The sequence below is a fragment of the Celeribacter sp. genome (genome assembly GCF_048259695.1).
Classification (GTDB): domain Bacteria; phylum Pseudomonadota; class Alphaproteobacteria; order Rhodobacterales; family Rhodobacteraceae; genus Celeribacter.
Genome location: NZ_JBLXHL010000002.1, coordinates 24,387 through 49,685 on the forward strand (window position 1 = coordinate 24,387; position 25,299 = coordinate 49,685).

A 25,299-nucleotide genomic window follows, 5' to 3' on the forward strand; every position below is an offset into this window, starting at 1 on the left:
TATCAGAATGAACGCACGGACAAGGATTAGACCATGAACGACACGCCTGAAATGCCTCTCATTGTAAACGGACGCGACATTTCCGACCTGCCGGCGGCGGCCCAACGTGCGCTGATCGAAGCCGAAGAGCGCCGCGTGCAAGCCCAAGCAGAGGCAAAATCCATGCCGATCGAGCTTGGCGGCCGCGATGGCCCCGAGCCCGTGCGCTATGGTGACTGGGAGAAAAAAGGCCTCGCCATCGATTTTTGACGAGGCCCGCTATGCGGTTAGCCGCTTAGAGCCCGAGCACGTCCATCATGTCGTATTCGCCGGGCTTTTGGCCCTGACCCCAAAGCGCCGCTTTCACGGCCCCCTTGGCAAAGAGCGACCGGTCACTGGCGACATGGCGCAAAATAATGCGGTCTTCGCCACTGATGAACATCACATCGTGTTCACCCACAATATCGCCACCACGGATCGCGGAAAACCCGATGTCGCCCTTTTGACGCGCACCGGTGATCCCGTCCCGCCCCGAATCGCGCACATCGTCCAACGAGATACCGCGCCCTTCGGCGGCGGCCTCTCCAAGCATCAGCGCGGTACCTGACGGGGCATCCACCTTGCGGTTGTGATGCGCCTCGACCACCTCGATGTCGTAGTCATCGTCCAACGCCTGTGCGACCATCTTTGTCAGCTTGGTCAACAGATTCACACCGAGCGACATATTGCCCGCACGAATGATCGTCGTATGGCGGCCCGCAGGTTCCAGTTTGGCGATCTGTGCGTCACTCATCCCTGTGGTGCCAATCACGTGGACGCAATGCGCCTGCGCCGCCAAGGCCGCGAATTCCAATGTTGCCTCGGGGGCCGTGAAATCAATCACAGCCTGCGCCGTTGCAAACGCCTCCAACGCATCGTCCGTGACCCGCACGCCAATCGCGGCGCCACCCATAGCCTCCCCCACATCGCGCCCGACCCAATCGTGGCCCGTACGTTCGACCGCTCCGACCAAAGCACACTTGTCCGAGGCCATAACAGTTTTGATCAACATTTGGCCCATACGGCCCGATGCGCCGGTGATAACGATGCCAGGAAGGTCAGACATGTGCGGTCTCCAGTGGAAATGACGGGAATTACGTTGCGCGTGGTTTAACGCGTGGTTGGTTATTTGGCAAAGGCTCGCTTGCATGAACGGCCAATCACGACTATCTCGCCTCTATGGCAAAACGATCTCATACAAGCGGGCCGAGTGGCTCGCACCGCACTCTTCGCATCGGCGAAGCCATCCGCAGACGCCTGTCGGAGCTTTTGTCGCGTGGAGAAATCCATGATCCCGACCTCACGATGATGTCCATCACCGTGGGTGAGGTCAGCGTGTCACCCGATCTGCGTGTGGCCACCGCCTTTGTCCTGCCTCTGGGTGGCAAAGACGCGGAAACCGCCCTTTTGGCGCTGCGCCGCAATCGTGGCGAAATCCGCCATCACATTGGCAAGGCCTTGGGCATCAAACACACGCCCGAGCTGCGCTTTGCGCTCGACGATACGTTTGACCGCATGGACGCGACCCGTCGCCTGTTCGAAGATGAGCGCGTGCAGCGCGACATCAACAAGGCCGACACCCCAGAGACTGACGAGGACGAATAATGGCCCGACGCAAAAAGGGCCGCGCACTCCACGGTTGGGTCATCGTGGACAAACCCGCAGGCATGACCTCGACCTCGGTTGTGAACAAAGTCCGTTGGGCCTTGAACGCACAAAAAGCGGGCCATGCCGGTACGCTTGATCCCGACGCAACGGGTGTTCTGGCTGTGGCCCTTGGCGAGGCAACCAAAACCGTTCCCTTCATCACCGATGCGTTGAAATGCTACCGGTTTTCCGTGCGCCTTGGCCAAGCCACCAACACCGATGACGCCGAAGGCGAAGTCCTGTCCGAAAGCGATATGCGCCCCACCGACGACGACATCAAAGCCGCACTTGCTCCGTTTCGCGGTGATATCATGCAGGTGCCGCCAAAGTTTTCCGCCGTCAAAATCGACGGCGAACGCGCCTATAAACTGGCCCGCGATGATGCCGAGTTCGAAATTGCCGCACGCCCGCTGTATGTGGATGAGTTGAGCTTTATCGAGCGCACAGACGACGACCACGTTTTGCTCGAAATGGTTTGTGGCAAAGGCGGCTATGTGCGCGCGATTGCCCGCGATCTTGGCGCGGCTCTGGGCTGTTTCGGTCACGTCGAATGGCTGCGCCGCGAATGGTCCGGACCGTGGGAGGCCTCTGATGGCATCACCATCGAGACCCTTGACGCACACGCAAAAACCGAAAGCCTCGACAGCTACATTCGCCCGATCCAGGAAGGCCTTGCCGACCTCGACGAGGTGCGCTGTACCCCCGATGGCGTAATCCGTCTGGGCAACGGCAACCCCGGAATGGTCTACCCCGCGGATGGCGTCGAATATGGCGACGAGGTCTGGGCGTCCTTTGAGGGGCAACCCGTTGCGGTCGGAGTGTTCAAGTCCGGCGAATTGCACCCGTCCCGCGTGTTCAACCTTTAGGCAGACCACACGCCGCTTGCACCACGCGCCGCAAGCGGCCATTCATGTCGCAATGATTACACGCACACACATCAAAGATGATGCTCCCTCGGTCGCTGTCTACTCCGACTGTGAGGCCTATCGCTATTCCCTGATCCGCACGTGGAATACACACGGGCGTAAAGTGCTTTTCGTTATGCTCAACCCGTCCACGGCAACCGAGGTTCAAAACGACCCCACCGTCGAGAGATGCGAACGCCGCGCCCGCGCACTTGGGTTCGGGTCCTTTTGTGTCACCAATATATTTGCGTGGCGCGACACCGACCCGAAAAAAATGCGTGCAGCCCCCGACCCCGTTGGTCCCGAAAATGATGCGACGATTCTGGCGTTCAGTGACTGGGCCGACAGCATTGTGTGCGCGTGGGGAACGCACGGGGCGCATCTATCGCGCGGCGCATCTGTTGAGAAATTACTGCGGGAAACGGGTCACGACCTTTTCCACCTCGGGCTTTCAAAAGCGGGGCATCCCAAGCACCCGCTCTATATCTCATACGAGACGCAACCCGAACTTTGGGTTTAAAGGCAACAGGATTGGGACGGGATCAAACGCCCGTCAGCGCGATGATATTTGGGTCGAGGTTCGCGACACCTGTCACAGTGGCGACAACGATTTCATTGATCTCGATCGTGCTTGAAAGGCCATCCTCGGTCTGTGTGACCGTCAAATCAACCGGACCGCTCGCGGCCGTCACCGCGTCCACCTCGATAGAAATGATATCAACCAAGGGATCAAAATCGGCGATCTCGATTGTTGGCATCCCGGCGGCGGAATCAAATTCCATGACAAACGTATCGCTACCCGCGCCGCCGTTCAGGTAGTAGCTTGCATGGGCATCCTGACCTGCGACCAGTGTGTCATCGCCCTCACCGCCATCAAGGATCGCAGAGCCATCACCCGCATATAGCGCGTCATTGCCCGCATTTCCGAACACAATCGCCGCATCATCACCGCCGCCGATGGTGTCATCTCCCGCGCCACCCTGAACGACATTAAGCGTGCCATCTGTCTCCAACGAAGCCACGCCATCCTCAACGGTCAGCGTCGCATCCGTGCCGCCCTGTTCACGGGCGTCGGGCAGGACAAGGCTGTCCCCCTCATCGTCGAGAATGTAATTCACCGTCTCGCCACTCGAATCGCCCGTAACGTTTTCATCGTCCATATTGGCGTCGAGAACATCATCCGTATCGGCACCATCTGGCCCCGCAACGGCGGCGGAATCGGGATCTGTGATTGACGCAACCTCATCCGTATCCGAACCCGACGGGCCAGGGGTGGCCGCAACATCCGGATCGTTTGGAAGGACAACATCATCCTCGCCACTTGCGTCGTCTTCATCGGACAAATTCAGTGGGGAATCGCGCAGGGCAATGTTCGAGGCATCAAGAAGGAAAGAGAGACCATCCGAACCATCGTCGGCGTTATCCGCGACAGGGGCCGTGGACATATCATCGGCCTCGGCCTCTGAATCAGAGTCTGCGGTATCATCGCCGAACAGGAACGCTGCTGGCAGTACCCCTAAAAGTGCCAATGCCCATAACATGTGCAAACCCCAAATCTAAATACACGCGTATGTATACAACACTTTGGGGCTTACGTTAAGTTAAAATGCCAAAAATTCAGACTAAACACTTGTTAAACTTTATTAATTTTCCTTCGGGGGCGCCCTAGGTCATTGTTTTTTCTGTAAATACTCTTATCGTGCAGGCCATGACCGATGCCAAACTCCAAAATGACGAACTGGACGCGCTCACCGCCGAGGTGCGGCGCCTGAACGACCATCGCTTTGTCAAAATTCACAACTCGACGTGGAAACTCATGTGGTTTCAATTGCTTAGAGGCCTTGCCTTTGGGTTTGGCTCTGTCGCGGGGGCGACGATTTTGGTATCGATTGTCGGGTTCATCCTCAACCAGATGGAAGTCGTTCCAATTGTCGGGGAATGGGCCAAACAACTGGCCTCCGAAATCATGAGCGAAAGCCAACGGGTCGAGACCGGCGAATAACGCCCGCAGCCAAAAATCCCTTCCTTTTCTGAAAGAATCCGCCTATACGCCCCCATCCGCGTGGTGACATGCGGGTGTTCATGGGCCTTGCTGGACGACATCCCGGCCTGCGCCGTCTTCGTACCCTAACCTTTAAAGGAGACCCCGATGTCGATTACTGTAGAAGAAAAAGCACGCCTTATCAAAGAGTTCAGCACCAAAGACGGCGACACAGGTTCGCCCGAAGTACAGGTTGCCATCCTCTCCTCGCGTATCGCGACACTGACAGAGCACTTCAAAACCCATAAGAAAGACAACCACGGTCGCCGTGGCCTTCTCATGATGGTTGCAAAGCGCCGTAAGCTTCTCGATTACACGAAGTCCAAAGACGAAGCACGGTACCTCGACCTTATCAAGCGTCTCGGCATCCGTCGCTAAGCTGACAGACATTTTAGTGAAAAGCGCGTCCCCCGGGGCGCGCTTTTTGCATGTGCATTCTGAACAGGATTTAGACCAATAGATTGATAAGTTACACATCTTCGGGACAGACTATTTGACAAGATGCATATCTTTGGGGCGCAGGGTTTAAACAATTTCCAACGCAAAACGCGGCTAGCCCACCCGCTTGCGACCCCACAAAAACCGTTGCCCCCCGACACACAACCGCGATCAGGGCGGCCCATGAGGCCGGCGTGCGTTATGAGGTCAGCGGGTTTTATCCGCCTTTTGGATAATCTGCGCCACCTGCATCCCGATGACACGGGACGCCTTCACCGACGGGTGGATCATATCCACACCATGCATCGACCGGTCCCCGTTCGGCGTCAACGTCGCCAGTGACAGAAACGTCACACCCGCATCGCGCTCTGCCATTGCGGCGATCCGCGCCTCAAGCGTGTTGCCCATCGGCAAACAGGCATCAATCATGGATCCGACACCGGGACTGCGCAGGTAGCCGATATAGACGACGCGCGCGCCCGTGGCCCGGATACGGGCGATCAGTTCGGGAATTTTGCCGCGCGTGCCATTGGCGTCGATCATCCGCTCCATGCGACGTTCACAGGCGCCACACCCGCATCCGAAAACGAGATCATTTCCCCCGCCCGTCATAATCACCCAATCCCATCCTTTGGGTTGGAACTGACTGTCGATCCGCATTCCCAAAGCCCCCGTGATCGGCAGGGCATGGATGATTTTCGCCCCACTCACAGACCGGTTTGCCACAGGCTCGCCAAGGCGCTCGGCCACGACATCCGCAATCGATTGCCCCGCCGCCTCGTGCCACGCCATAAGGGAGTCCCCGATGGCGAGAATTCTGGCCCCCTCTTGTGCGCTCGCGGGGACGCAGAGCGCAAAGAACAGGCCGCTCAAAAGAGAAAACAAACGGATCAAATCAAACCTCACGGCATCAAGGATGCGATGGTGACGCACACAGTATCGCACAACTCTTTACGGAAGTTTACGGATCTTTGCCGCGCGCGCCAATCGCCGGTACAGCACAACATTCGGTGAGGAAAACTGTCGTGGGGAGCGGGGATGTGGGTCGGCGCGGGCTTTCGCCCCTTTCCTCCGCCGCCCCCTCTGTCCCCATTCAACGCGATACCGTCAGAAAACCACCGTGGCGAACCCGCCCGGACGCCGCCCGCATGCACCCTCTTTCCAAAAGCGTGGTTTTGCTGTATGTGCGCGGCATATCTGAGATGTCTATGCGACGACCCCCGCATAGCGAACGATAGATACGAGGGGTCGGCGGCAATGCGGCCGCCATATATAACGGGAGACCCGACAGGGGTCGGGAGTGCTCCCAATTAGGATAGCTAGATGTTCAACGAAGTGAAAAAATCCATCCAGTGGGGCGAAGAGACGCTGACACTGGAAACGGGCAAAGTTGCCCGCCAAGCTGACGGGACCGTCATCGCCACTCTGGGCGAGACCTCCGTTATGGCCAACGTAACGTTCGCCAAACAGCAAAAGCCGGGTCAGGACTTCTTCCCGCTCACGGTTCACTACCAAGAAAAATATTATGCGGCCGGTAAAGTTCCGGGCGGCTTTTTCAAACGCGAAGCGCGTCCGACCGAGAAAGAGACGCTGACTGCGCGTCTTATCGACCGTCCGATCCGTCCGTTGTTTGTTCCGGGTTTCAAAAACGAAGTGCTCGTGATGTGTACCGTTTTGTCCCACGACCTCGTCAACGATCCCGATGTTGTGGCCATGATCGCCGCCTCCGCGGCTCTGACGATCTCTGGCGCACCGTTCATGGGCCCAATCGCCTGTGCGCGCGTCGGTTATGAAGATGGCGATTACATCCTCAACCCGACCGTCGACGACATGCACATGCTGCGCAACAACCCCGAGCAGCGTCTCGATCTGGTTGTGGCCGGCACCAAAGACGCCGTGATGATGGTTGAGTCCGAAGCCTACGAGCTGTCCGAGGAAGAGATGCTCGGCGCGGTCAACTTTGCCCACGAGCAGATCCAGCCCGTCATCGACCTGATCATTGATCTGGCCGAAGATTGCGCCAAAGAGCCGTTCGATTTCCAGGCCCCCGATTACGCGGCCTTGTTCGACGCGGTTAAGGGCGCCGGCGAGGCGGCGATGAAAGCGGCCTATGCGATCACCGACAAGCAAGAGCGCGTTGCCGCCGTTGCCGCCGCCAAAGAGGGCATCAAAGCCGCTTTGAGCGAGGAGCAGCTTGCTGACGAGAACCTCGGTTCCGCTCTCAAGAAGCTCGAGTCCTCCGTCCTGCGCGGCACTGTCGTGAAAGAGGGCAAGCGTATCGATGGTCGTGCTCTGGACCAGATCCGTCCGATCGTGTCCGAAACCGGTATCCTGCCCCGCACCCACGGCTCCGCCCTGTTTACACGCGGCGAGACACAGGGTCTGGTTGTGACCACGCTCGGCACCGGCGACGACGAACAGATGATCGACGCGCTGACAGGCACGTACAAATCGAACTTCCTGCTGCACTATAACTTCCCTCCCTACTCGGTGGGTGAAGTTGGTCGTGTGTCTGGCCCGGGTCGTCGTGAAATCGGCCACGGTAAACTGGCATGGCGTGCGCTTCAGGCGGTTCTGCCTGCGCCCACCGATTTCCCGTACACCGTGCGCGTGGTCTCCGAGATCACCGAATCCAACGGCTCCTCGTCGATGGCCTCCGTTTGTGGTGGCTCCCTGTCCATGATGGATGCGGGCGTTCCGCTCAAATCCGCTGTGGCCGGTGTTGCGATGGGTCTGATCATGGAAGACGACGGCGAATACGCCATCTTGTCCGACATTCTGGGCGACGAAGATCACCTTGGCGACATGGACTTTAAAGTGGCAGGTACCGAAAACGGGATCACGTCGCTGCAAATGGACATCAAAATCGCGGGCATCACGCCCGAGATCATGCAAAAAGCTCTGGCTCAGGCCAAAGCGGGCCGTTTGCATATCCTTGGCGAGATGAACAAAGCGCTGTCCGGCGCGGGCGATTTCTCTGTCCACGCACCACGCATCGAGACCATGCAGATCCCAACGGATAAAATCCGCGAAGTGATCGGTTCCGGCGGCAAAGTCATCCGCGAGATCGTCGAAGTGTCCGGTGCCAAGGTCGACATCAACGACGAAGGCATCATCAAGATCGCATCCCCGAACGGTGACGCCATCCAGAAAGCCTACGACATGATCCACTCGATCGTCGCAGAGCCCGAGGAAAACAAGATCTACAAAGGTAAAGTCGTGAAGGTCGTCGATTTCGGCGCATTCGTGAACTTCTTTGGCAAGCGTGACGGCCTCGTGCACGTCTCCCAGATCGAAAACCGTCGCCTCAACCACCCGTCCGACGTCCTCAAGGAAGGTCAGGAAGTTTACGTCAAACTCCTGGGCTTTGATGACCGCGGCAAGGTCCGTTTGGCCATGAAAATGGTTGACCAGACAACGGGCGAAGAGATCGCAGAAGAGAAGAAAGAGGACTAATCCTCCCTTTTCTTTGAAAGAATTGAAAAGCCCCGCTGGCAACGGCGGGGCTTTTTCGCATTCCGGACAAGGGGACGCGACAGGCGGCGCAACCCGCATCGCCCCAAGGATGCTTTGCGATTTCGAAATGTGCCGTTAGAAAAGACCGACCGCAAAATGGCACTGGATCGGAGGCACACCACAGATGTACGACCCCAAAGGCAACGGCATCGAGAAGGCGGTCCAAGACGTACAATTCGTCGAGGCCGAGCCCCCAAGCCATTTGCGCGGCGTTGTGCATCGGTTTTTGGAGCTCAAGACCGACGGGGCATTGCCCGACGATTATCGGTTCCACGCCCTGCCCGATGCCTGCACCTATGTCGTGTTCGACCAACTCAATGACAAGATTACGGGCGTGTCCAAATTGCGCGCCGCCTCCGAGGAGTTCAATCTGGGGCGGTCATTTCATTTTGTGAACATCCGGTTTCTACCCGGTGTCTGGCAAGGCGACAGCGCGCAGGTGGCGCACGGGATGGTAGGCGTGCCCTACACGGGTGAGTTGCCCTTGCTCGGGGTCAACGCAGACCTGCACAACCGGAATTTCAAGGAACAACAAAAGATCCTCGTACAGTTGGTGGAGATGTTGGTCGACGCCAAACTGGTCGCCCCCAATCCGGTGACCGGAAAAATATTTCAAAACCTCGACTGGATCAGTACCGTGGCCGACATGGCCGAGGTATGCGCCCTGTCCACACGCCAACTTCAACGCACGCTCAAGCGCACCACGGGGTTTGCCCCGCATGACTTTCTCAAAATCCTGCGTTTGCAACAGGCGTTGAATGGCACTGACACGTGGTCCTATGCCGACCAGTCGCATTTCATCCACTCGTTTCGCAACGCAACGGGTTACACGCCCGGAAAGTACAACCGGAAATTCGATGTCTGATATCTACAATACACACCCGCGATAGCGCGGTAGTTTCGTGTCATACCCCGCAATTCAGAGGAACATGACATGACGAAAATGAACGCAGTTGGATGGTTTGACATCTATGTAGACGACCTGAGCCGCGCAGTGGCTTTCTATGAAACGGTCCTTGGCCAAAAGCTTGTCGAGATCGTTGATCCAACGGGTGAGTCCCAGATGATGAGCTTCAACGCGGATATGAGCACCTATGGCGCGGCGGGTGCGTTGACAAAATCTGCCCACGCAGGCCCCGGAGTTGGCGGCACCATCGTCTATTTCGCGTCCCAAGACACCGCTGTCGAAGAAGCCCGCGTGGCCGATGCAGGTGGCATTGTTATCCGGCCGAAGTTTTCAATCGGGGAGTTTGGGTTTGTCACATTGTGCCAAGATACCGAGGGCAACATGTTTGGCCTCAACTCTATGACCTAAACACGCTCGACCAAGAGTTTGGTGTAACGAGTAACGGCGCGGGCCACCCCGATGGGGGCCCGCGCTATTTGCGTATCAAACCGCTTACTTCGGATCTTTTGCGAACCGCAGGTAGGGCAGTTTTTTGTCGAGTGCGCCGTATTTTTCGGTGGCGGCGGCGTCATCGAGCGCCGTGGCGACGATCACGTCCTGACCTGTGGTCCAGTTTGCAGGTGTTGCAAGCGGTTGCCCGAAGGTGCGTTGCAAGCCGTCGAGCGCACGCAGTACCTCGGCAAAATTGCGGCCCACAGACATGGGGTAAGTCATAATCAGCTGCACCTTTTTATCGGGCGAGATGATAAAGACCGAGCGCACGGTGGCGGTATCAGCGGGTGTGCGGCCATCGGGCAAATAGGCCTCGGCAGGCAGCATATCAAAGGCTTTCGCAACCGCCAGATCGGTATCGGCCACAATCGGGAAACCCGCCTTGGTGCCGGCAAAGCTTTCGATATCACCCTTCCACCCTTTGTGTTCCTCGACGCCATCAACGGAAATACCGAGCACTTTGGTGTTACGCGCAGCCCATTCGTCGGTCAGTTGCGCAACGGCCCCGAATTCGGTCGTGCAGACGGGGGTGTAATCTTTGGGGTGCGAAAACAGGATCGCCCAACTGTCGCCAATCCAGTCATGCAGGGAAAACTCTCCCAGATCGGTTTGAACGGTAAGGTCGGGAACGATGTCGTTGATACGAAGGCCCATGGTCTTCTCCTCTGTCATTATGAAGCTGTCCCCCACAACATAAGAGCGCACGCCCACTTTGAAAGAGGGCGTATCGGGGAAAGACCCCTGTTCGCGACAATACGCCTCAACGAGACCATGTGCCCTATGTCAAAACGGGCATTTGGCTGTGAACGACATGCCTTTGCCGCCATCGGGGTGGCGGAACTTCAGGTTTTCGGCGTGCAACATGAGACGCGGGGCATCGAGCGCGGCACCGGTGGCATAAAACGGATCGCCCAAAATCGGATGGCCAAGCGCCAACATATGAACGCGCAGCTGGTGCGTGCGGCCCGTTTTGGGGAACAGGCGCACACGGGTGGCGGGAATGTCGTCCTCATAGCGCTGTACCCGCCAGTCGGTCACCGCCTGTTTCCCTGTCTCGTGACACACCATTTGGCGGGGCCGGTTCGGCCAATCCACGATCAGCGGCAAATCAACCGTCCCCGTGCGCTCGGCCATTTTGCCATGAACCCGCGCCAGATAGGTCTTTTTCATATGACGTTTTTCAAATTGCAGACCGAGGTGACGTTGGGCGTGGCGCGTGAGGGCAAACACCATGACGCCACTCGTGTCACGGTCGAGCCGATGCACCAATAGCGCCTCCGGAAAGGCCGATTGCACCCGCGTAATCAGGCAATCGGCAAGGTGTTCGCCCTTGCCCGGGACGGAGAGAAGCCCCGCCGGTTTGCCCACAATCAAAACCTCATGGTCGGCGTGGATCACGTCGAGCGGAACATCGGGCGGGGTGTAGTCGGAAGAGGTCATCGGGTTCATGTCCTGCGCCTAGCACGCGGGCGCGACATCCGCAAAGACCTGATCGAGGAGCGCCTGTAACTGTACCGCATCTTGTGACGTAAACGCGGCGGGCAGGTCACTATCAATGTCGAAAACCGCGATGAGATCCCCCGCCGCGTTGCGCACAGGCAAAACCAGTTCGGACCGCGTGGAGGAGGCACAGGCGATATGACCGGCGAAGGTTTCGACATCATCGACCAATTGCACCTCGCCCGTGCGCGCACAGGCCCCGCACACCCCGCGCGAAAACGGGATCACAAGACACCCGTGTCCCCCCTGATAGGGACCGATTTTCATCAGTTCGGGCGCGACAACGCGGTAAAATCCCGTCCAGTGAAAGCGCGTGTCGCTATGATGCACCTCACAGGCCACGGTGGCCATCAACGCCACAGCGTCCGTTTCGCCCTGCGTGAGCGCAATGACCCGTTGGTCCAGTCCATCATCCATTTGTGGAATCCTTTATTTATTGTGACGCGCAAACCCGCTCTTAACGATTTGCCCCTACCCTCTGCAAGAGTTCGAAGAATAGGTAGGCCGATGAAACTGACGCACAAGGATTTTGACGATCTTCGCCTGATCACCGTCGAGGAGGGCCGTATTGATGCGGCCAGTGCCATCAAGTTCAAGGATGGCATCCGGAATTTGACACAGGGCGCACCGGATCGTGTGTTGCTCGATCTGGCTCAGGTCGGGTTTCTCGACAGCTCCGGCCTTGGGGCTGTTGTCGCCTGTATGAAGGCGCTAGACAACGGAATGACACTTGAACTGGCGGCGCTTCAGCCGCCGGTCGAACGGGTGTTTCACCTCACGCGCATGGACACAGTGTTCAAAATCCACTCTGCCGTTTCTGATGTTACCACCGGATTAGAGCATGCTTCTTAAAGTCGACCCCGAATTCACCGTCCGGCCTGAACGCATTCTTCAACGGGTGTCGATGAAGGCGTCGAACACGTCCGTGCGCAAAGCCTTGCGTTCCTTAAAAGCCGCCCTGACCGAGCGCGGGCTTTTGTCCGAGGAAGTCACGTCCATTGAACTGGTTCTGGCCGAAACCCTCAACAACATCGTCGAACACGCCTATGACGACACCGGCGAGGGCATGATCGAGGTGAAAGTGTCCGGCGAACCCGGCCGGTTAAAGTTCAAAGTGACAGATCGCGGACAAGCCATGCCAAACGGTGAGCCGCCCTTGGGCGTCCTTGCGCCCATCAACGGGGAGATCAATGATTTACCAGAAGGCGGGTTTGGCTGGTTTTTGATCCGTGAACTGGCCCACGATCTCCGTTACGTCCGCAACGGAAACTCGAATGTATTCAGCTTTTGCATGAATAGCGCCACCAACCATGACACCCGTCCCTAACCGGCGGGTACGATTAGTTCAGTTGGAAATGGAGCGGATACGTTCCGTCCTCGAACGGGCCGAACAGATCGGGAAGGTCGGGGTGCTCCACCGGAACCCCTGAATAATCCGCAATCAGGTTCTGTTCCGACACATAGGCGAGGTAATAGCTTTCCTCGTTCTCCGCGAGCAGATGGTAAAACGGCTGATCTTTTTCGGGGCGACTGGCCTCGGGAATATTGTCGTACCACTCTTCCGTTTTGGAATATGTGGCATCCACATCGAAAACCACGCCGCGAAAGGTGTGTTTGCGGTGTTTGACGACCTGTCCAAGATGATATTTGGCGCGCGTCTTTAGCATGACATTGCAACCCCCGTTTCTGGTTAGTAGACCTTTAACCCTAGGGCTGTCCACGGTGGGGAGCCAAAAATTCGGGAAACAGTCTGTGCAGCTTGTTCTAACAGTCCTTGAAATTGTCGCCCCCGTATTCATCCTTGCCCTCATCGGGTTCGGGTGGGTCAAGGCAGGTCATGAATACCGGATCGAGTTTGTCACGCGGCTTGCAATGACCCTGTCGATCCCCGCTCTGATCTTTGTCGCGCTGGTGAATGCCAAGATTGATCCCGCCGCCCTGACCTCGCTGTTTCTGGCCGCCACGGTTGCATTTGCCGCCGTCACGGTGGTCGCGTTTGTGGTGGTCAAAGTCTTTAAAATGGACATCCGCACCTATCTCGCCCCGCTTATTTTCGGCAACACCGGCAACCTCGGCCTGCCCTTGGCCTACTTCGCATTCGGCGACGAAGGCCTCAGCTACGCCGTGATCGTTTTTGCCGTCATGGCCCTGTGGTCCTTCACCTTTGGTGTTTATGTCACGGCCGGTGGCGGGCATCCGGGAAAGGTGATCAAGGAACCGCTTGTCGGCGCAACCGTTCTGGGCGGTTTGTTCTTGTGGCAGGGATGGACCCTGCCCGCCTTTGCCATGAACACGCTCGATCTGCTTGGCCAGATCGCCATTCCCGTCATGCTGATCACACTCGGCGTCGCCGTTGCCCGCCTGCAAGTCAAAAGCATGGGACGCGCGGTGGCCCTGTCTATCGGCAAGGTGATTTTGTGCGCGGGCATTGCCGCCGTCGTCGGCACATGGTTCGATCTTGCCTCTGTTCCCTTTGCCGTTCTGGTGGTCCAGATCGCCACTCCCGTTGCCGTGACATCCTACATGTTGGCCGAAAAATATGGCGCCGAGGCCCAAGAGGTCGCGGGCCTCGTCGTGGCCTCGACACTTTTATCGGTGATCTACTTGCCCGTGTTGCTCGGTCTGCTTCTCTGATTATTGCCGACGGGCCTCACGATCACGGGAAAGGCATTTTACCAAAGCGTGAAATCGGGTAGTGTCGGGAAAAAGACGATAAAAAACTCGAGAGGCAGTCATGCGTAAAGCAGTCCAAACAGTCGCACTATTGGTATTGGTGTCGGCCTGCGGTAGCGGCAACCATTCCGCACCGCGCAACCTAGACAATGCGTGCTCCATCGTGAGCCAACACCCGAACTATCTGCGGGCGATGAAACGCGCCGAGCGCAAGTGGGGCATCCCCGTCAACGTCCAGATGGCGACAATCTATCAGGAAAGCAAATTCATCGGCAACGCGCGCACGCCCTATCAATTCGTGCTCGGCGTGATTCCCATGGGCCGCCAAAGCTCTGCCTATGGCTATGCGCAGGCCCTTGACGGAACATGGGACGAGTACCGCAAATCCGAGGGCGGGTTTGGCGCACGGCGTGACCGCATCAACGACGCCACCGATTTTATGGGGTGGTATATGGCGAAATCGACCGACACGCTTGGCATCGCGAAATCCGACGCCCGCGCGCAATACCTCGCCTATCACGAGGGCCGCACCGGCTATGCCCGCGGCAGCTACCGCGCGAAGTCATGGCTGATGCGGGTGTCCGCCGAAGTGGGCGCACGCTCAAGCACCTATGCCGCACAGCTCAGGGCCTGCGGCAAGGCATAAGCGTCCATCCGGACGGAATGAACGACAAAAACATCAAAGGGCGTCCCGCACGGGCCGCCCTTTTTCATGTCTGCTGTTCATCGTGACGGCGCGGCGTCAGTCCACGGGCGTCCCGCGTTTGTCGGCCTCGGCCATGATGTTGAACTGTGCATCCGGAACATTCCCGCCCAGACGCATTCTGGTCAGTTGCACCGTGGTCGATCCTCCCGTGTCATCATGCACAACCCACGCCTTGAGAACCGGTGTATCGCTAAAAATCAGATCGATCGACCCGTATTCAGGGTGCGCAGGATCCTGTGCGCGCACCACCGTGTCGCCGTTTTCCTCTGTGTGCGACACGACCATGCGGGCTTGCGACAGGTTCACATTGTTCTTGAGAATAACGTTGAGCGGCGTTTTCGAGAGCGGGAACCGCTGTGGCGGTTCGTTCGAGCCCGCATCAAACACCCCGACCTGACCGCCCGATGTCAGCACCAGATCCTTTGAGGTGGTATATTCCAACCGCATCCGCCCGGGTCGCTTGATCGTCAAAACACCATTGGATCTGGACCCGTCGTCGTTGGTCTGCACGAAATCGGCCGACACGGTGCCGAGCGTGTTGAGGTATTGCGACAACTGGTCAAGCGACAGTTTGTCCGCCGCGGCAGGCGCGGCGAGGGAGATCACAACAAGGGCGGGCGCCAAAGCGGTACGAATGAATGTCATAGCGTAGATATAGGCGCGCGACGGACTGCTTTCACCTAAAAAGAAATCACGCGGGCATAATTCCGCGTGATTTCATATTTCAGGATTCCGGAGTGGCCGCTATTTTTCGGGGACCAGAATCTCGCGCTTGCCGACGTGGTTGGCCGAGGACACGACACCCTCGTCTTCCATTTGCTCAACCAGTCGCGCGGCTTTGTTGTAGCCGATCGACAGTTTGCGCTGAATGTAGGAGGTCGAACATTTGCGGTCCTTGACGACGATGGCCACGGCCGTGTCATAAAGCGCGTCCTCGACGTCGGTGTTTCCGCCTGTCGACAGGCCAAGCACGGCATCGATGTCGCTTTCCTTGTCGCTCGCAGGTCCCTCGACCACGCCGCCAACGTAATCGGGCGGGCCATAGGCCTTGAGATAGGACACGATTTTTTCGACTTCCTCGTCCGACACAAACGGCGCGTGGCACCGCGTGATCCGACCGCCACCGCCCATGTAAAGCATGTCACCCATGCCCAAAAGCTGCTCGGCGCCTTGCTCACCCAAAATGGTGCGGCTGTCGATTTTGGACGTCACCTGAAACGAGATACGTGTGGGGAAGTTGGCCTTGATCGTGCCGGTGATCACGTCGACGGACGGACGCTGTGTCGCCATGATCAGGTGAATACCAGAGGCCCGCGCCATCTGGGCGAGGCGTTGGATACAGGCCTCGATCTCCTTGCCCGCAACCATCATCAGGTCGGCCATCTCGTCAACAATCACGACGATATAGGGGATTTTTTCGGGTTGGAACTCTTCGGTTTCAAAGATGGGATCCCCCGTCTCGTCGTCAAATCCCGTCTGTACGGTGCGCGAGAACATCTCGCCTTTATCAAGCGCATCTTTGACGCGGCCATTATAACCGTCGATGTTGCGCACGCCCATTTTGGACATTTTGCGATAGCGGTCTTCCATCTCCGCCACGGCCCATTTGAGCGCCACAACCGCCTTTTTCGGGTCGGTCACAACCGGCGACAACAGGTGTGGAATGCCGTCATAAACGGACAGCTCCAACATCTTCGGGTCGATCATGATCAGGCGGCATTCCTCTGGCGTCAGCTTGTAGAGGAGCGACAGGATCATGGTGTTGATGGCCACGGATTTACCCGAACCGGTGGTCCCCGCGATCAACAGGTGGGGCATCTTTGCGAGGTTGGCCACAACGGGGTCGCCGCCGATATCCTTGCCGAGGGCAAGCGGTAGCTTTTGGTTGCCGTCTCCGAAATCACGGGTCGACAGGATTTCGCGGAACGACACGGTTTCGCGATGTTCGTTGGGCAATTCGATGCCGATCACCGACCGGCCGGGAACGGTGGACACACGCGCCGAAAGCGCCGACATCGAGCGTGCAATATCATCGGCCAAACCGATCACGCGCGAAGCCTTGAGACCCGGAGCGGGTTCCAGTTCGTACATGGTCACAACGGGGCCGGGGCGCACGGAGACAATCTCGCCTTTGACGCCGTAATCGTCGAGCACGTTTTCGAGCATCCGCGCGTTCTCTTCGAGCGACTCGTCGGACAGGGTGTGGCGCTCGATGTGGATCGGGTTTTCCAACAAGGACAGTGGCGGAACTTCGTATTCGGCCTCTTTCGGGTCGAATTTGAGCGCAGGCTGCGCCTCGGCCTGTGCCTGTTTCGACGGGACGGCAGGTTTGCGCACGGGGTGCTGCACAACCTTTTTGGCCTCGGGAATCGCAGGGGCGGGCGTGAACCGTTGCGCTTGGGGGGACACGTAATCAGGCACGTCCAACGGCTCGATAACCGGCTCCTCGTCAGCGCCCGCATAGGGGTCGCCATAGCCATCATCATAGGGGTCTGCATATCCGGACGGTGCGTCATAGCCCTGCTGCGCATCGAATGCCGATGCGGTGGCGGCGCGTGGCCCGTCCGCGAGGATCATCGGCGCGGGACCCTTTTTGTAGCGTGCGGCAGCCTTTTGCGCGGCGCTCAATGGCGGCTCCACACGTTCGGGGGTCTCGGCGGGGCGTGCGCCGGCACGGGCGCGCGAACTGATAATGGTCGAAATCTTTGCCGAAATCCGTTGATCATTGCCGTGGGTCACAGGCGGCTCGGGGGCAAGCTCCGGCTCGATCAATTCGGGTTCGAGGTCGTAGGCCGGTTCCGGCGTGCGTTTGAGCAAGCCGCCCAAAAGAGACGGTTTTGCGGGGGCCGGTTCGGCGGGGTATCCCGCGGGCGCAGGGGCAACCATATGCGCATCGGCCCGCACCACGCGCGGCGCGGCGACAGGGGCCGCATGTGCATGTTGCGCGTCAATCGCGGCCTGTCGTTCGGCCGCTTGTGCCGCTGCGGCACGGCGCACATCACGGCGCTCGGCGGCATGGCTCGCCATACGTTGGGTGGCCGAAACGGAGCCTTTGGCGGTGCGTCCCAAAATGTGCAGCAAAACAGCGTAAAGCGACACGACGCCCAACACGAGAAAGCGCAGGCCCGTATTCAATTCGGAGCGGGTAAAACCCAACACAAAGAGCGCCGCAATGACGGTCGCAGCAAGGCTGACAAAGGTCATCGTTTTGAGCGACCATGCGGCCCCCATCGGCAACAGTCCGACAAGCGCCCCGAGCGCCGTATCTCCGAACAGCCCACCAAACCCCTGTGTCGTGGTGCCATAGGAGGAGGCGAAAACAGCGGCGACAGCAATGGCGATTGGGGCGAACACGGAGCGTGACAGGCTGCGTTCGGCACCACGGTGAAGCACGAACCGCAGCCCCCATGCGCCACACACCAACGGCAGACCCCATGCGGCATAGCCGACAACGATCATCAGCGGCGAGGCGACCATCGCACCGGCACGCCCGAGAATATTCTGGACAGGGGCTTCGGTCACGGAAATCCATGACGGATCTTCGGGAACATAGGAGCCAAGCATCAAAGCAAACACAACAGCCACGCCCAACAGGCAGATCCCGATGAGTTCCTTGCTGCGCCGCTCCAAGACCGCTTGCGTGTTGCGATCAAAAAGAGGGTCTCTCCCGCGTGCCTGATACGATGCCATCTTTGCCTCTTTCCTACCCGTACAAACAGTCGCGAAGCGTGATGAGCCCGCGCTGTGTTTCTTCTTTTGGGGCCACCAAAGCGACCCGGATATAGCCCGCGCCGGGGTTTTGCCCGTTCGCGTCACGCGACAAATACGCGCCTGGAAGGACGCGAATGCCTGTGCGCGTCCAGAGTTTTATCGCCGCCTCTTCGCCATCGGCGACAGGCAGCCACAGAAAAAATCCCGCATCGGGTGCCGCGCACCCCGCGATGCCGTCGAATACCTCGTCCGCGATATTGAATTTCTCGACGTAGAGCGCGCGTGAGACGTCGACATGTGCCTCGTCGGCCCACACCCGTTCCGAGACCGCCTGAACCGGCAACGGCAGCGGCGCCCCCGAATAGGCCCGCAGTTGTTTGATGTGGTGAATATTTTTTGGTCCCGACGCCACAAAGCCGGACCGCAATCCGGGCATGTTGGAGCGCTTGGACAGCGAGTGGAAAATCACCACGCGCTCGGGGTCCGCGCCCATTTCACGTGCCACCTGCAACGCGCCCACGGGTTTCTCGCGGCGGTAAATTTCGGAATAGCATTCATCCGCGAACACTTTGAAATCGTGCTTTTCGGCCAGTGCGATCAGGTCGCGCAAATAGTCGCGTGACGCAATAGCCCCTTGTGGATTGGACGGGCTACAGATGTAGGCAATGGCGGTCCGGTCAAGCACATCGGCGGGCAATCCCGCATAATCGGGCAAGAACCCCGTTTCGCGGGTTGCAGGCACGAACACAGGCTCGGCCCCCACGGTCACAGCCGCCACGGCGTAGACCTGATAAAACGGGTTGGGTGTCAAAACCACGGGCTGTTTGCCACGCTTGGTCTCGGGACACAGGGCGATACAGGCGTTCATCAACCCCTCGCGCGTGCCATTGAGCGCCATCACATCGGTGGCGGGATCGACGGTCACGCCAAACCGGCGGGCAATCCATGCAGCGATAGTCGCACGCAAAGCGTCTGTACCGTCATTGGCGGGATATTTGGCAAACAGGTGCGCATTTTCCGCCAACACGCCCGCCACGAAATCGGGCATGGCGTGGCGGGGTTCGCCAATGGTCATATGCATCACATCGCCACCCGCCGCATGCGCGTCGAGAAGGCTCCGCAAACGCGGGAACGCATATTCTGGCAGGTTTGAAAACCGCTCAGGGAACGTCATGATTACTGCTACTGCCTCATTTTCCGGATCATTTTCGCCCGGTTCATTACGCCCAAGATAACGAGACGCGCGGCTCCGGTCCACAAAAAGAGGCGTCACATCACGCCCCTCGGGCATAATATGTGACTTTTAGGCCAAAGCCGCCTCCACCGCCGCCCCGAGGCGCAGCAATCGTGCTTCGGAATTTGGCGGGGTTTGCAATGAAATCCCCGTGGACGGAACACCCGTTGGCAGGGTCAATGCAGCCAACCCCAACAGGTTTCCGACCCGTGTATTGCGCAGCGCGAGGAGGTTCTCGGTCACATAGTAATCCGCATCCTCCATCAGCCGCGCCATATCGGGCGGCAGGATCGGTGCGGTCGGCAGGAGAACCGCGTCATACCCCGCCGTCTGCGCAAGGTATTCGGTGCGCAAACGGTGCAGCAATTTCCATGCGGCCACATAGTCGCAACCGCCAAAGGATTGCCCGGCGCGAAAACGGTCGAGAATGCGCGGGAACATCACCTCAGGCGCGGCCTCGATCACCTCGCGCCATTCGGCGTAGGCTTCGGTATTGAACAAGATCGCGGACAGTTCCATCGCCTCTTCGGCGGCGGGAACGGCGGCGCGGTCAATCGTGACCCCTGCGGATTTGAGTTTTTCAACCGCCCCCTCGAACCCGCGAAGCGGCCCGGTCCGGATGTCGTCAAACACCACACAATCGAGGATCAAAAAGCGTTTACCCGCAAGCGATGTGCCGCGCAAATCGGGCGCAGGCGTGCCGTCGAGAACCGCAAAACTCGCCGCCGCATCCTCGACCGTTTTGCACAGCGGCCCGACGGTATCAAAGGACGCCACAAGCGGCACAACACCATCAAGCGACAGCCGACCGGAGGTGGTTTTCAACCCCACAAGATCGTTCCACGCCGACGGAATGCGCACCGATCCACCCGTATCCGACCCGATTGCCCCCGCCGCCAAACCGTAGGCCACCGAGGTCGCAGCGCCCGAAGACGAGCCGCCCGACACCGCCGCCTCATTATTTACACAGGGCGGCGTGGCGGTGACGGGATTGAGGCCCAAACCCGAAAACGCCAATTCGCTCATATGGGTCTTGCCCAGCGCCACCAGACCGTTGGCCGTGGCGCGTTTGAGCACCTGTGCATCTGCCGTTGGAACGCGCCCCTTAAGCAGGGCCGATCCCGCCTCGGTCGCGACCTCCGCCGTATCAAACAGATCTTTCCACGACACCGGCACACCATCAAGCAGCCCGCGCCGCACACCCGATGCCGCCCGCTCGGCCGCCGCCGTGGCCTCGGCCATCGCGCGGTCCGCCATGACACGCGCATAGATGCGATCCGAAAGGCGGTGCGTTTGCACGCGGTCAAGGAAATGCGCGGTCAAATCAACGGGATCAATCTGTTTCGCACCAATCGCGCGCCCCAGATCACACATGCTCATCTCGTGGTAATCGGCCATGGTTTATCCCTGATAGCTGTCATGTCGTTTTCCCTACGCTAGCGACGCAAAGGCGCATGGACAATCCCGTGCGGCGCGTCATATTGACGGTCATGACACATACAAACGATCTGCTCATCGTGGGCGGCGGGCTCAATGGTCCCGCTTTGGCGTTGGCCGCAGCCAACGCAGGCCTGTCCGTGACCATTATTGACGCCCTGCCCGCGCAGGCACGCATGTCCTCGGATTTCGACGGACGCGGCTACGCGCTGTCGCTTGGCTCGCAACGTCTGCTCAAGGCCATCGGCCTTTGGGCCGCGGTCGCGCCACATGCCCAACCGATCCTTGACGTCAAAGTCACGGACGGCAAACCGGGCGAGGCCCCTGCCCCGTTCATGCTCGAATTCGACCACGCCGAAATTGACGACGGTCCGGTCGGGTTCATGCTCGAAGACCGTTTTTTGCGCCGTGCCTTTCTGAACGCTTTGGACGGTCACGCCAGGATCACCCAGATCGAGGGCATGGTGGCGGCACAGGACATCTCGGAGCGGGGTGCGGTGCTGACCCTTGCCGATGGCACCACCATTGCGGGCAAATTGGTCGTGGGCTGCGATGGACGCGCCTCCGGCACGGCGGTGCGTGCGGGGATCAAGCGCACGGGGTGGAGCTACAAACAAACCGCGCTCGTCTGTGCGATCCAACATGAAAAGCCCCACGGCGGTTGCGCCCATCAGTATTTCCTGCCCCCCGGCCCGCTTGCTATTTTGCCTCTGCCCGACAATCAAAGCTCGATTGTCTGGACCGAGAGCGACAAGGTGGCACAACAAATCCAGGCGCTGTCGGATGAGGATTACCTCGCCGTGCTCAAACCGCGCTTTGGCGATTTTCTCGGAGAGATTTCACTTGCCGGCGGGCGGTTCACCTACCCGCTCAACATCACGCTCGCCAATGCATTTTACGCCCCGCGCGTGGCCTTGGTCGGGGATGCCGCCCATGGGATGCACCCCATCGCGGGACAGGGATTGAACGCAGGGCTAAAGGATGTGGGAGCGCTCACCGAAGTGTTGGTCGAGGCGCATCGCCGTGGCGAAGACATCGGACGCGAGGACGTTCTGGCCCGCTATAGCCAGTGGCGCCACTTTGACATTGCCACGATGGCCCTGATGACAGACACGTTCAACAAACTGTTCTCAAACGACAATCCCATGCTGCGTCTTGTGCGCGACCTCGGGATGGGTGTTGTGAATGCGCTGCCGAATGTGCGCCGCGAAGCGATCCGTGAAGCCGCGGGCGTCAACGGGGATCTGCCGAAACTGATGCGCGGGATCCCGCTGTGACGCGGGCTTAACCGTCGAGTTTGCGGGCCTCGGAGATCAACATGATCGGAATGCCGTTGCGGATCGGGAACGCCAGTCCGGCGGCTTTGGAAACCAACTCCTGACGTTCGGCGTCATAGCTCAACACCGCGTGCGTTTCGGGGCAGACAAGCGCCTCCAACATGCGGCGGTCGAATTGGATTTGGGATTGCTCGGCGTCCATCACATTATCTCCTGATTGGTGCCGCCATGTAGGGCGAACTCCATAAGCGTTACCAGAGTTTCGCGGCGCGTGGAAAGGGAGGGTGCCTCCAAAAGGGCCTGTTTATCCTCCGGTTCAAACGGCGCGAGCATCGAGAGCGAATTGATCAGCAACTCGTCATCGGCCTCGCCCAGACTGTCCCAATCGGCCTCAAGCCCTTCGTTCTCGAAATAGCGACACAACAAACGCATGAACCCGTCACGATCCAAAGACGGGTCATGCTCGGTGCGGCCCATATCGGCGGCAAAACTGTCCCAATTGACGGCGAATGTGCGGTAGGGGGCGGCGGGGCCTGTGACCTCCTCGCCCACGCGAAAACGCGACACGCCGGACAGGGTGATCATGTAGCGGCCATCTTCGGTTTCGGAAAACCCCGTCAGGCGCCCCGCACAGCCAATGGCGCTCAGGCGCGTATCGGTGACGGGTTGCACCATGCCGATCAGACGCGCGGGCGTGGCCATGCACTCCTCGATCATCTGCAAATAGCGCGGCTCGAAGATATGAAGCGGAAGCCGCGCCCGTGGCAGCAAAAGCGCCCCGGGCAACGGAAAGACAGGGATCACCTGTGGGAGTTCGATTGCGTTCATCATAGGAACACACCTAGCGCGGTGAGGGCCTCAGGCAAACAGGATCGACGACAATTTGCGCCGCCCGTCGAGCGCAATTTTGTCATTGGGGGTAAGTGCGTCAAAGATTTTGAACAGCTGCGTTTTGGCCGCTGCCTCGTTCCAATCGCGATCCATACGCACCGCCTCAAGCAGCACATCGACAGCCCCCGCCACATCGCCCGCACCGTGAAGTGCGGTGGCCAGCTCCAGTTTGGCCGCCATATCGGCGGGATCCGCGGCCACCTTGGCGCGCAACTCGTCAACGGGACCGGCATGTTCGGCCTCGCGGGCAAGGGCAATCTGCGCCTGAACCGCTTCAATCGCGGCATGGGTGGCCACATCGGCGGGCGCACCGTTGAGCACGGCCTCGGCGGCCTCCAGATCACCCTTGGCCAGATGGCATTTCGCCAGACCCGCAAAGGCCGCGGCGGCATCGGGGTCTTCTTCGAGGATGGCGGTAAAGGTTTCGATCGCGTCATCGATCTCGCCCTCGGCCAACATCAGGTCTGCGGCCTCGATCGCATCGGCAAGCCCGCCGTCCTCTTCGTGCATGTCGGCAATTTTGGCGACGAAAGCATCGACCTCGGATTGGGGCAAGGCGCCCTGAAACCCGTCAACGGGCTTGCCCTGATGAAAGGCGAACACGGTCGGGATGGATTGCACGCGCATCTGGCCCGCTATCCCTTGGTTCTGGTCCACGTTGATCTTGGCCATCTTGACCTTGCCACCTGCGGCATTCACCGCCGCCTCCAACGCGGGGCCAAGCGTTTTACACGGGCCACACCACGGCGCCCAGAAATCAAGGATGACCGGCGTGACATGCGAGGCGTCGATGACCTTTTCCATGAAATCGGCTTCGGTCACATCATATACGTTGTCGTCAGATACGACGGGGGTTGCTTGCCCAAAATCCATTGGATCGTCTCCGCTAAAGGTCTGTTGGCTGTTATATGCGCCGTGCGGGGCGCGATTTAAAGAGCCGCGTTAGAGGTCAAATGTCGCAAACACGGGGGCGTGGTCCGAGGGTTGATCCCACCCGCGCGCGGCACGCAACACGCGACTGGAATGCGCCGCGGTCGCAATGTCGGGCGTGGACCAAACGTGATCAAGCCGACGGCCCTTATCGGCATCATCCCAATCCTTGGCGCGATACGACCACCACGAATAGAGCAATCCGTCGGGGATATCCTGACGGGTGATGTCGACCCATTTTCCCGCGTCCTGAACTTGGGCGAGGTGTTCGATTTCGACGGGTGTATGCGACACGATTTTGAGCAGCTTTTTGTGGTCCCACACATCGTCCTCACGCGGGGCAATGTTGAGATCCCCCACAAGGATCGCCTTTTCAGGGGCATCGGCAAAAAACGCATCGCGCATCCCGGTGAGGTAATCGAGCTTTTGCCCGAACTTCTCATTGATCTCGCGGTCGGGTTTGTCACCCCCTGCGGGGACGTAAAAGTTGTGGATGGTCACGCCGTTTTCCAACTTGCCCGCGATGTGACGCGCATGGCCGAGAGAGGCATAATCCGCCGCTCCGGCCTCGATCATCGGGATCTTGGACAGGATCGCCACGCCGTTGTAGCCCTTTTGGCCACGCGCAACCATGTGGGTGTAGCCAAGGGCGTGAAACCGCTCCATCGGGATTTTATCGACGGGCGATTTGCATTCCTGAAGGCACAGCACATCGGGGGCCTCCTCCTCGAGCAGCTTGCACACAATCGGTTCGCGCAAACGCACGGAGTTGATATTCCACGTAGCAAGGGTGAAGGACATGAGGCTCGTCTCCTTTGGATCGGCGCAAACAGTAGCGCCGCGCCACGCCCAAGGCCACCCGAAAGCCGTGCAAAAAATAAGCCCGGCTACAAGAGCCGGGCTATGGGAGGAGGGAACGAGGGACTGCGTATCTTATCCGCGATACGCTGCGGCTTCGAAAAGACAACACGCGAGA

General features: G+C 59.0%; 29 protein-coding genes. 14 read left to right on the forward strand and 15 right to left on the reverse strand.

Features of this window, described 5'->3' with window-relative positions; genetic code table 11:
- Positions 1-33 precede the first annotated feature (33 nt).
- The gene (locus ACN0Q0_RS03600) at positions 34-249 is read left to right on the forward strand and encodes a DUF1674 domain-containing protein (RefSeq protein WP_417242000.1); all 216 of its coding nucleotides are present in this window, start codon (positions 34-36) and stop codon (positions 247-249) included.
- 25 nt (positions 250-274) lie between these two features.
- Here the strand turns inward: ACN0Q0_RS03600 and dapB are convergent, their stop codons facing one another.
- A complete protein-coding gene (dapB, locus tag ACN0Q0_RS03605) occupies positions 275-1,084 on the reverse strand; it encodes a 4-hydroxy-tetrahydrodipicolinate reductase (protein WP_417242001.1) in 810 nt (269 codons plus the stop codon).
- A gap of 113 nt (positions 1,085-1,197) precedes the next feature.
- Between dapB and rbfA the strand changes: the two genes are divergently transcribed.
- The 3 genes from rbfA to ACN0Q0_RS03620 are packed head-to-tail and all read left to right on the forward strand — an operon-like array spanning position 1,198 to position 3,090.
- A complete protein-coding gene (gene rbfA, locus ACN0Q0_RS03610) occupies positions 1,198-1,623 on the forward strand; it encodes a 30S ribosome-binding factor RbfA (RefSeq protein WP_417242002.1) in 426 nt (141 codons plus the stop codon).
- A complete protein-coding gene (truB, locus tag ACN0Q0_RS03615) occupies positions 1,623-2,531 on the forward strand; it encodes a tRNA pseudouridine(55) synthase TruB (RefSeq protein ID WP_417242003.1) in 909 nt (302 codons plus the stop codon). Before rbfA ends, truB begins: the two co-directional genes overlap by 1 nt.
- Before the next feature lie 52 nt (positions 2,532-2,583).
- On the forward strand, positions 2,584-3,090 hold the full coding sequence (locus ACN0Q0_RS03620) for a DUF1643 domain-containing protein (protein ID WP_417242004.1): 507 nt from the start codon (positions 2,584-2,586) through the stop codon (positions 3,088-3,090).
- A 22-nt stretch (positions 3,091-3,112) separates the two neighbouring features.
- Here ACN0Q0_RS03620 and ACN0Q0_RS03625 read toward each other — a convergent pair whose 3' ends face one another.
- Positions 3,113-4,111: a hypothetical protein gene (locus ACN0Q0_RS03625; RefSeq protein WP_417242005.1), complete on the reverse strand. Its 999-nt coding sequence runs from the start codon at positions 4,109-4,111 to the stop codon at positions 3,113-3,115.
- A gap of 167 nt (positions 4,112-4,278) precedes the next feature.
- Between ACN0Q0_RS03625 and ACN0Q0_RS03630 the strand changes: the two genes are divergently transcribed.
- Positions 4,279-4,572 carry a DUF5665 domain-containing protein gene (locus ACN0Q0_RS03630; protein ID WP_417242006.1) on the forward strand — a complete coding sequence of 98 codons (294 nt, stop codon included), beginning with the start codon at positions 4,279-4,281 and terminating at the stop codon, positions 4,570-4,572.
- 147 nt (positions 4,573-4,719) lie between these two features.
- A complete protein-coding gene (gene rpsO / locus ACN0Q0_RS03635; protein WP_417242007.1) occupies positions 4,720-4,989 on the forward strand; it encodes a 30S ribosomal protein S15 in 270 nt (89 codons plus the stop codon).
- Positions 4,990-5,256: 267 nt separating this feature from the next.
- Here the strand turns inward: rpsO and ACN0Q0_RS03640 are convergent, their stop codons facing one another.
- Positions 5,257-5,943, reverse strand: coding sequence for an SGNH/GDSL hydrolase family protein (locus ACN0Q0_RS03640; RefSeq protein WP_417242008.1), 687 nt, complete (start codon positions 5,941-5,943; stop codon positions 5,257-5,259).
- A 429-nt stretch (positions 5,944-6,372) separates the two neighbouring features.
- On the opposite strand from ACN0Q0_RS03640, the gene pnp reads away from it, so the two are divergent.
- The 3 genes from pnp (at position 6,373) to ACN0Q0_RS03655 (ending at position 9,880) form a co-directional block, all read left to right on the forward strand.
- Entirely contained in the window at positions 6,373-8,505 is a 2,133-nt protein-coding gene (gene pnp, locus ACN0Q0_RS03645) for a polyribonucleotide nucleotidyltransferase (RefSeq protein ID WP_417242009.1), read from the forward strand.
- 184 nt (positions 8,506-8,689) lie between these two features.
- Positions 8,690-9,430, forward strand: coding sequence for a helix-turn-helix domain-containing protein (locus tag ACN0Q0_RS03650; protein ID WP_417242010.1), 741 nt, complete (start codon positions 8,690-8,692; stop codon positions 9,428-9,430).
- Positions 9,431-9,499: 69 nt separating this feature from the next.
- Positions 9,500-9,880, forward strand: coding sequence for a VOC family protein (locus tag ACN0Q0_RS03655; RefSeq protein ID WP_417242011.1), 381 nt, complete (start codon positions 9,500-9,502; stop codon positions 9,878-9,880).
- Between the two features lie 84 nt (positions 9,881-9,964).
- On the opposite strand, the gene ACN0Q0_RS03660 is transcribed toward ACN0Q0_RS03655, so the two are convergent.
- The 3 genes from ACN0Q0_RS03660 to ACN0Q0_RS03670 all read right to left on the reverse strand — a co-directional run bounded on the left by ACN0Q0_RS03660 (position 9,965) and on the right by ACN0Q0_RS03670 (position 11,881).
- Complete coding sequence (locus tag ACN0Q0_RS03660; RefSeq protein WP_417242012.1) at positions 9,965-10,618, reverse strand: peroxiredoxin; 654 nt, start codon at positions 10,616-10,618, stop codon at positions 9,965-9,967.
- Between the two features lie 129 nt (positions 10,619-10,747).
- Positions 10,748-11,413, reverse strand: coding sequence for an RluA family pseudouridine synthase (locus tag ACN0Q0_RS03665; RefSeq protein WP_417242013.1), 666 nt, complete (start codon positions 11,411-11,413; stop codon positions 10,748-10,750).
- 9 nt (positions 11,414-11,422) lie between these two features.
- Positions 11,423-11,881: a GAF domain-containing protein gene (locus ACN0Q0_RS03670; protein WP_417242014.1), complete on the reverse strand. Its 459-nt coding sequence runs from the start codon at positions 11,879-11,881 to the stop codon at positions 11,423-11,425.
- Positions 11,882-11,971: 90 nt separating this feature from the next.
- Here ACN0Q0_RS03670 and ACN0Q0_RS03675 point away from each other — a divergent pair, with 90 nt between their 5' ends.
- Both ACN0Q0_RS03675 and ACN0Q0_RS03680 read left to right on the forward strand, forming a co-directional pair.
- Positions 11,972-12,316 carry an STAS domain-containing protein gene (locus ACN0Q0_RS03675; RefSeq protein ID WP_417242015.1) on the forward strand — a complete coding sequence of 115 codons (345 nt, stop codon included), beginning with the start codon at positions 11,972-11,974 and terminating at the stop codon, positions 12,314-12,316.
- Positions 12,306-12,791 (forward strand): ATP-binding protein, encoded by a 486-nt coding sequence (locus ACN0Q0_RS03680; protein ID WP_417242016.1) that lies wholly within the window; start codon positions 12,306-12,308, stop codon positions 12,789-12,791. Before ACN0Q0_RS03675 ends, ACN0Q0_RS03680 begins: the two co-directional genes overlap by 11 nt.
- 13 nt (positions 12,792-12,804) lie before the next feature.
- Here the strand turns inward: ACN0Q0_RS03680 and hspQ are convergent, their stop codons facing one another.
- The gene (gene hspQ, locus ACN0Q0_RS03685; RefSeq protein WP_417242017.1) at positions 12,805-13,131 is read right to left on the reverse strand and encodes a heat shock protein HspQ; all 327 of its coding nucleotides are present in this window, start codon (positions 13,129-13,131) and stop codon (positions 12,805-12,807) included.
- Between the two features lie 85 nt (positions 13,132-13,216).
- Here hspQ and ACN0Q0_RS03690 point away from each other — a divergent pair, with 85 nt between their 5' ends.
- Positions 13,217-14,098 (forward strand): AEC family transporter, encoded by an 882-nt coding sequence (locus tag ACN0Q0_RS03690; protein WP_417242018.1) that lies wholly within the window; start codon positions 13,217-13,219, stop codon positions 14,096-14,098.
- 100 nt (positions 14,099-14,198) lie between these two features.
- Positions 14,199-14,783, forward strand: coding sequence for a lytic transglycosylase (locus ACN0Q0_RS03695; RefSeq protein WP_417242019.1), 585 nt, complete (start codon positions 14,199-14,201; stop codon positions 14,781-14,783).
- A gap of 96 nt (positions 14,784-14,879) precedes the next feature.
- Here ACN0Q0_RS03695 and ACN0Q0_RS03700 read toward each other — a convergent pair whose 3' ends face one another.
- The 4 genes from ACN0Q0_RS03700 to ACN0Q0_RS03715 form a co-directional block, all read right to left on the reverse strand.
- A complete protein-coding gene (locus tag ACN0Q0_RS03700; protein WP_417242020.1) occupies positions 14,880-15,488 on the reverse strand; it encodes a LolA family protein in 609 nt (202 codons plus the stop codon).
- 99 nt (positions 15,489-15,587) lie between these two features.
- Entirely contained in the window at positions 15,588-18,533 is a 2,946-nt protein-coding gene (locus tag ACN0Q0_RS03705; RefSeq protein ID WP_417242021.1) for a DNA translocase FtsK 4TM domain-containing protein, read from the reverse strand.
- 13 nt (positions 18,534-18,546) lie between these two features.
- Complete coding sequence (locus tag ACN0Q0_RS03710; RefSeq protein WP_417242022.1) at positions 18,547-19,728, reverse strand: aminotransferase class I/II-fold pyridoxal phosphate-dependent enzyme; 1,182 nt, start codon at positions 19,726-19,728, stop codon at positions 18,547-18,549.
- Between the two features lie 129 nt (positions 19,729-19,857).
- Positions 19,858-21,186 carry an amidase gene (locus tag ACN0Q0_RS03715; RefSeq protein WP_417242023.1) on the reverse strand — a complete coding sequence of 443 codons (1,329 nt, stop codon included), beginning with the start codon at positions 21,184-21,186 and terminating at the stop codon, positions 19,858-19,860.
- A gap of 92 nt (positions 21,187-21,278) precedes the next feature.
- On the opposite strand from ACN0Q0_RS03715, the gene ACN0Q0_RS03720 reads away from it, so the two are divergent.
- Positions 21,279-22,502, forward strand: coding sequence for an FAD-dependent monooxygenase (locus ACN0Q0_RS03720; protein WP_417242024.1), 1,224 nt, complete (start codon positions 21,279-21,281; stop codon positions 22,500-22,502).
- A gap of 7 nt (positions 22,503-22,509) precedes the next feature.
- Here the strand turns inward: ACN0Q0_RS03720 and ACN0Q0_RS03725 are convergent, their stop codons facing one another.
- The 4 genes from ACN0Q0_RS03725 to ACN0Q0_RS03740 all read right to left on the reverse strand — a co-directional run bounded on the left by ACN0Q0_RS03725 (position 22,510) and on the right by ACN0Q0_RS03740 (position 25,124).
- The gene (locus ACN0Q0_RS03725; protein WP_417242025.1) at positions 22,510-22,704 is read right to left on the reverse strand and encodes a Trm112 family protein; all 195 of its coding nucleotides are present in this window, start codon (positions 22,702-22,704) and stop codon (positions 22,510-22,512) included.
- Positions 22,704-23,333, reverse strand: a complete 630-nt coding sequence (locus ACN0Q0_RS03730) for an LON peptidase substrate-binding domain-containing protein (RefSeq protein ID WP_417242026.1) — start codon at positions 23,331-23,333, stop codon at positions 22,704-22,706. The genes ACN0Q0_RS03725 and ACN0Q0_RS03730 overlap by 1 nt, the downstream gene beginning before the upstream one ends.
- Positions 23,334-23,360: 27 nt before the next feature.
- Positions 23,361-24,266 carry a tetratricopeptide repeat protein gene (locus ACN0Q0_RS03735; protein ID WP_417242027.1) on the reverse strand — a complete coding sequence of 302 codons (906 nt, stop codon included), beginning with the start codon at positions 24,264-24,266 and terminating at the stop codon, positions 23,361-23,363.
- A 69-nt stretch (positions 24,267-24,335) separates the two neighbouring features.
- Positions 24,336-25,124, reverse strand: coding sequence for an exodeoxyribonuclease III (locus ACN0Q0_RS03740; protein ID WP_417242028.1), 789 nt, complete (start codon positions 25,122-25,124; stop codon positions 24,336-24,338).
- Positions 25,125-25,299 lie beyond the last annotated feature (175 nt).

Bases quoted from the DNA above. Each gene is read 5' to 3' on its own strand.
- ACN0Q0_RS03600 (WP_417242000.1), top strand. From the start codon at position 34: ATGAACGACACGCCTGAAATGCCTCTCATTGTAAACGGACGCGACATT.
- dapB (WP_417242001.1), bottom strand. From the start codon at position 1,084: ATGTCTGACCTTCCTGGCATCGTTATCACCGGCGCATCGGGCCGTATG.
- rbfA (WP_417242002.1), top strand. From the start codon at position 1,198: ATGGCAAAACGATCTCATACAAGCGGGCCGAGTGGCTCGCACCGCACT.
- truB (WP_417242003.1), top strand. From the start codon at position 1,623: ATGGCCCGACGCAAAAAGGGCCGCGCACTCCACGGTTGGGTCATCGTG.
- ACN0Q0_RS03620 (WP_417242004.1), top strand. From the start codon at position 2,584: ATGATTACACGCACACACATCAAAGATGATGCTCCCTCGGTCGCTGTC.
- ACN0Q0_RS03625 (WP_417242005.1), bottom strand. From the start codon at position 4,111: ATGTTATGGGCATTGGCACTTTTAGGGGTACTGCCAGCAGCGTTCCTG.
- ACN0Q0_RS03630 (WP_417242006.1), top strand. From the start codon at position 4,279: ATGACCGATGCCAAACTCCAAAATGACGAACTGGACGCGCTCACCGCC.
- rpsO (WP_417242007.1), top strand. From the start codon at position 4,720: ATGTCGATTACTGTAGAAGAAAAAGCACGCCTTATCAAAGAGTTCAGC.
- pnp (WP_417242009.1), top strand. From the start codon at position 6,373: ATGTTCAACGAAGTGAAAAAATCCATCCAGTGGGGCGAAGAGACGCTG.
- ACN0Q0_RS03650 (WP_417242010.1), top strand. From the start codon at position 8,690: ATGTACGACCCCAAAGGCAACGGCATCGAGAAGGCGGTCCAAGACGTA.
- ACN0Q0_RS03655 (WP_417242011.1), top strand. From the start codon at position 9,500: ATGACGAAAATGAACGCAGTTGGATGGTTTGACATCTATGTAGACGAC.
- ACN0Q0_RS03660 (WP_417242012.1), bottom strand. From the start codon at position 10,618: ATGGGCCTTCGTATCAACGACATCGTTCCCGACCTTACCGTTCAAACC.
- ACN0Q0_RS03665 (WP_417242013.1), bottom strand. From the start codon at position 11,413: ATGAACCCGATGACCTCTTCCGACTACACCCCGCCCGATGTTCCGCTC.
- ACN0Q0_RS03670 (WP_417242014.1), bottom strand. From the start codon at position 11,881: ATGGATGATGGACTGGACCAACGGGTCATTGCGCTCACGCAGGGCGAA.
- ACN0Q0_RS03675 (WP_417242015.1), top strand. From the start codon at position 11,972: ATGAAACTGACGCACAAGGATTTTGACGATCTTCGCCTGATCACCGTC.
- ACN0Q0_RS03680 (WP_417242016.1), top strand. From the start codon at position 12,306: ATGCTTCTTAAAGTCGACCCCGAATTCACCGTCCGGCCTGAACGCATT.
- hspQ (WP_417242017.1), bottom strand. From the start codon at position 13,131: ATGCTAAAGACGCGCGCCAAATATCATCTTGGACAGGTCGTCAAACAC.
- ACN0Q0_RS03695 (WP_417242019.1), top strand. From the start codon at position 14,199: ATGCGTAAAGCAGTCCAAACAGTCGCACTATTGGTATTGGTGTCGGCC.
- ACN0Q0_RS03700 (WP_417242020.1), bottom strand. From the start codon at position 15,488: ATGACATTCATTCGTACCGCTTTGGCGCCCGCCCTTGTTGTGATCTCC.
- ACN0Q0_RS03705 (WP_417242021.1), bottom strand. From the start codon at position 18,533: ATGGCATCGTATCAGGCACGCGGGAGAGACCCTCTTTTTGATCGCAAC.
- ACN0Q0_RS03710 (WP_417242022.1), bottom strand. From the start codon at position 19,728: ATGACGTTCCCTGAGCGGTTTTCAAACCTGCCAGAATATGCGTTCCCG.
- ACN0Q0_RS03715 (WP_417242023.1), bottom strand. From the start codon at position 21,186: ATGGCCGATTACCACGAGATGAGCATGTGTGATCTGGGGCGCGCGATT.
- ACN0Q0_RS03720 (WP_417242024.1), top strand. From the start codon at position 21,279: ATGACACATACAAACGATCTGCTCATCGTGGGCGGCGGGCTCAATGGT.
- ACN0Q0_RS03725 (WP_417242025.1), bottom strand. From the start codon at position 22,704: ATGGACGCCGAGCAATCCCAAATCCAATTCGACCGCCGCATGTTGGAG.
- ACN0Q0_RS03730 (WP_417242026.1), bottom strand. From the start codon at position 23,333: ATGATGAACGCAATCGAACTCCCACAGGTGATCCCTGTCTTTCCGTTG.
- ACN0Q0_RS03735 (WP_417242027.1), bottom strand. From the start codon at position 24,266: ATGGATTTTGGGCAAGCAACCCCCGTCGTATCTGACGACAACGTATAT.
- ACN0Q0_RS03740 (WP_417242028.1), bottom strand. From the start codon at position 25,124: ATGTCCTTCACCCTTGCTACGTGGAATATCAACTCCGTGCGTTTGCGC.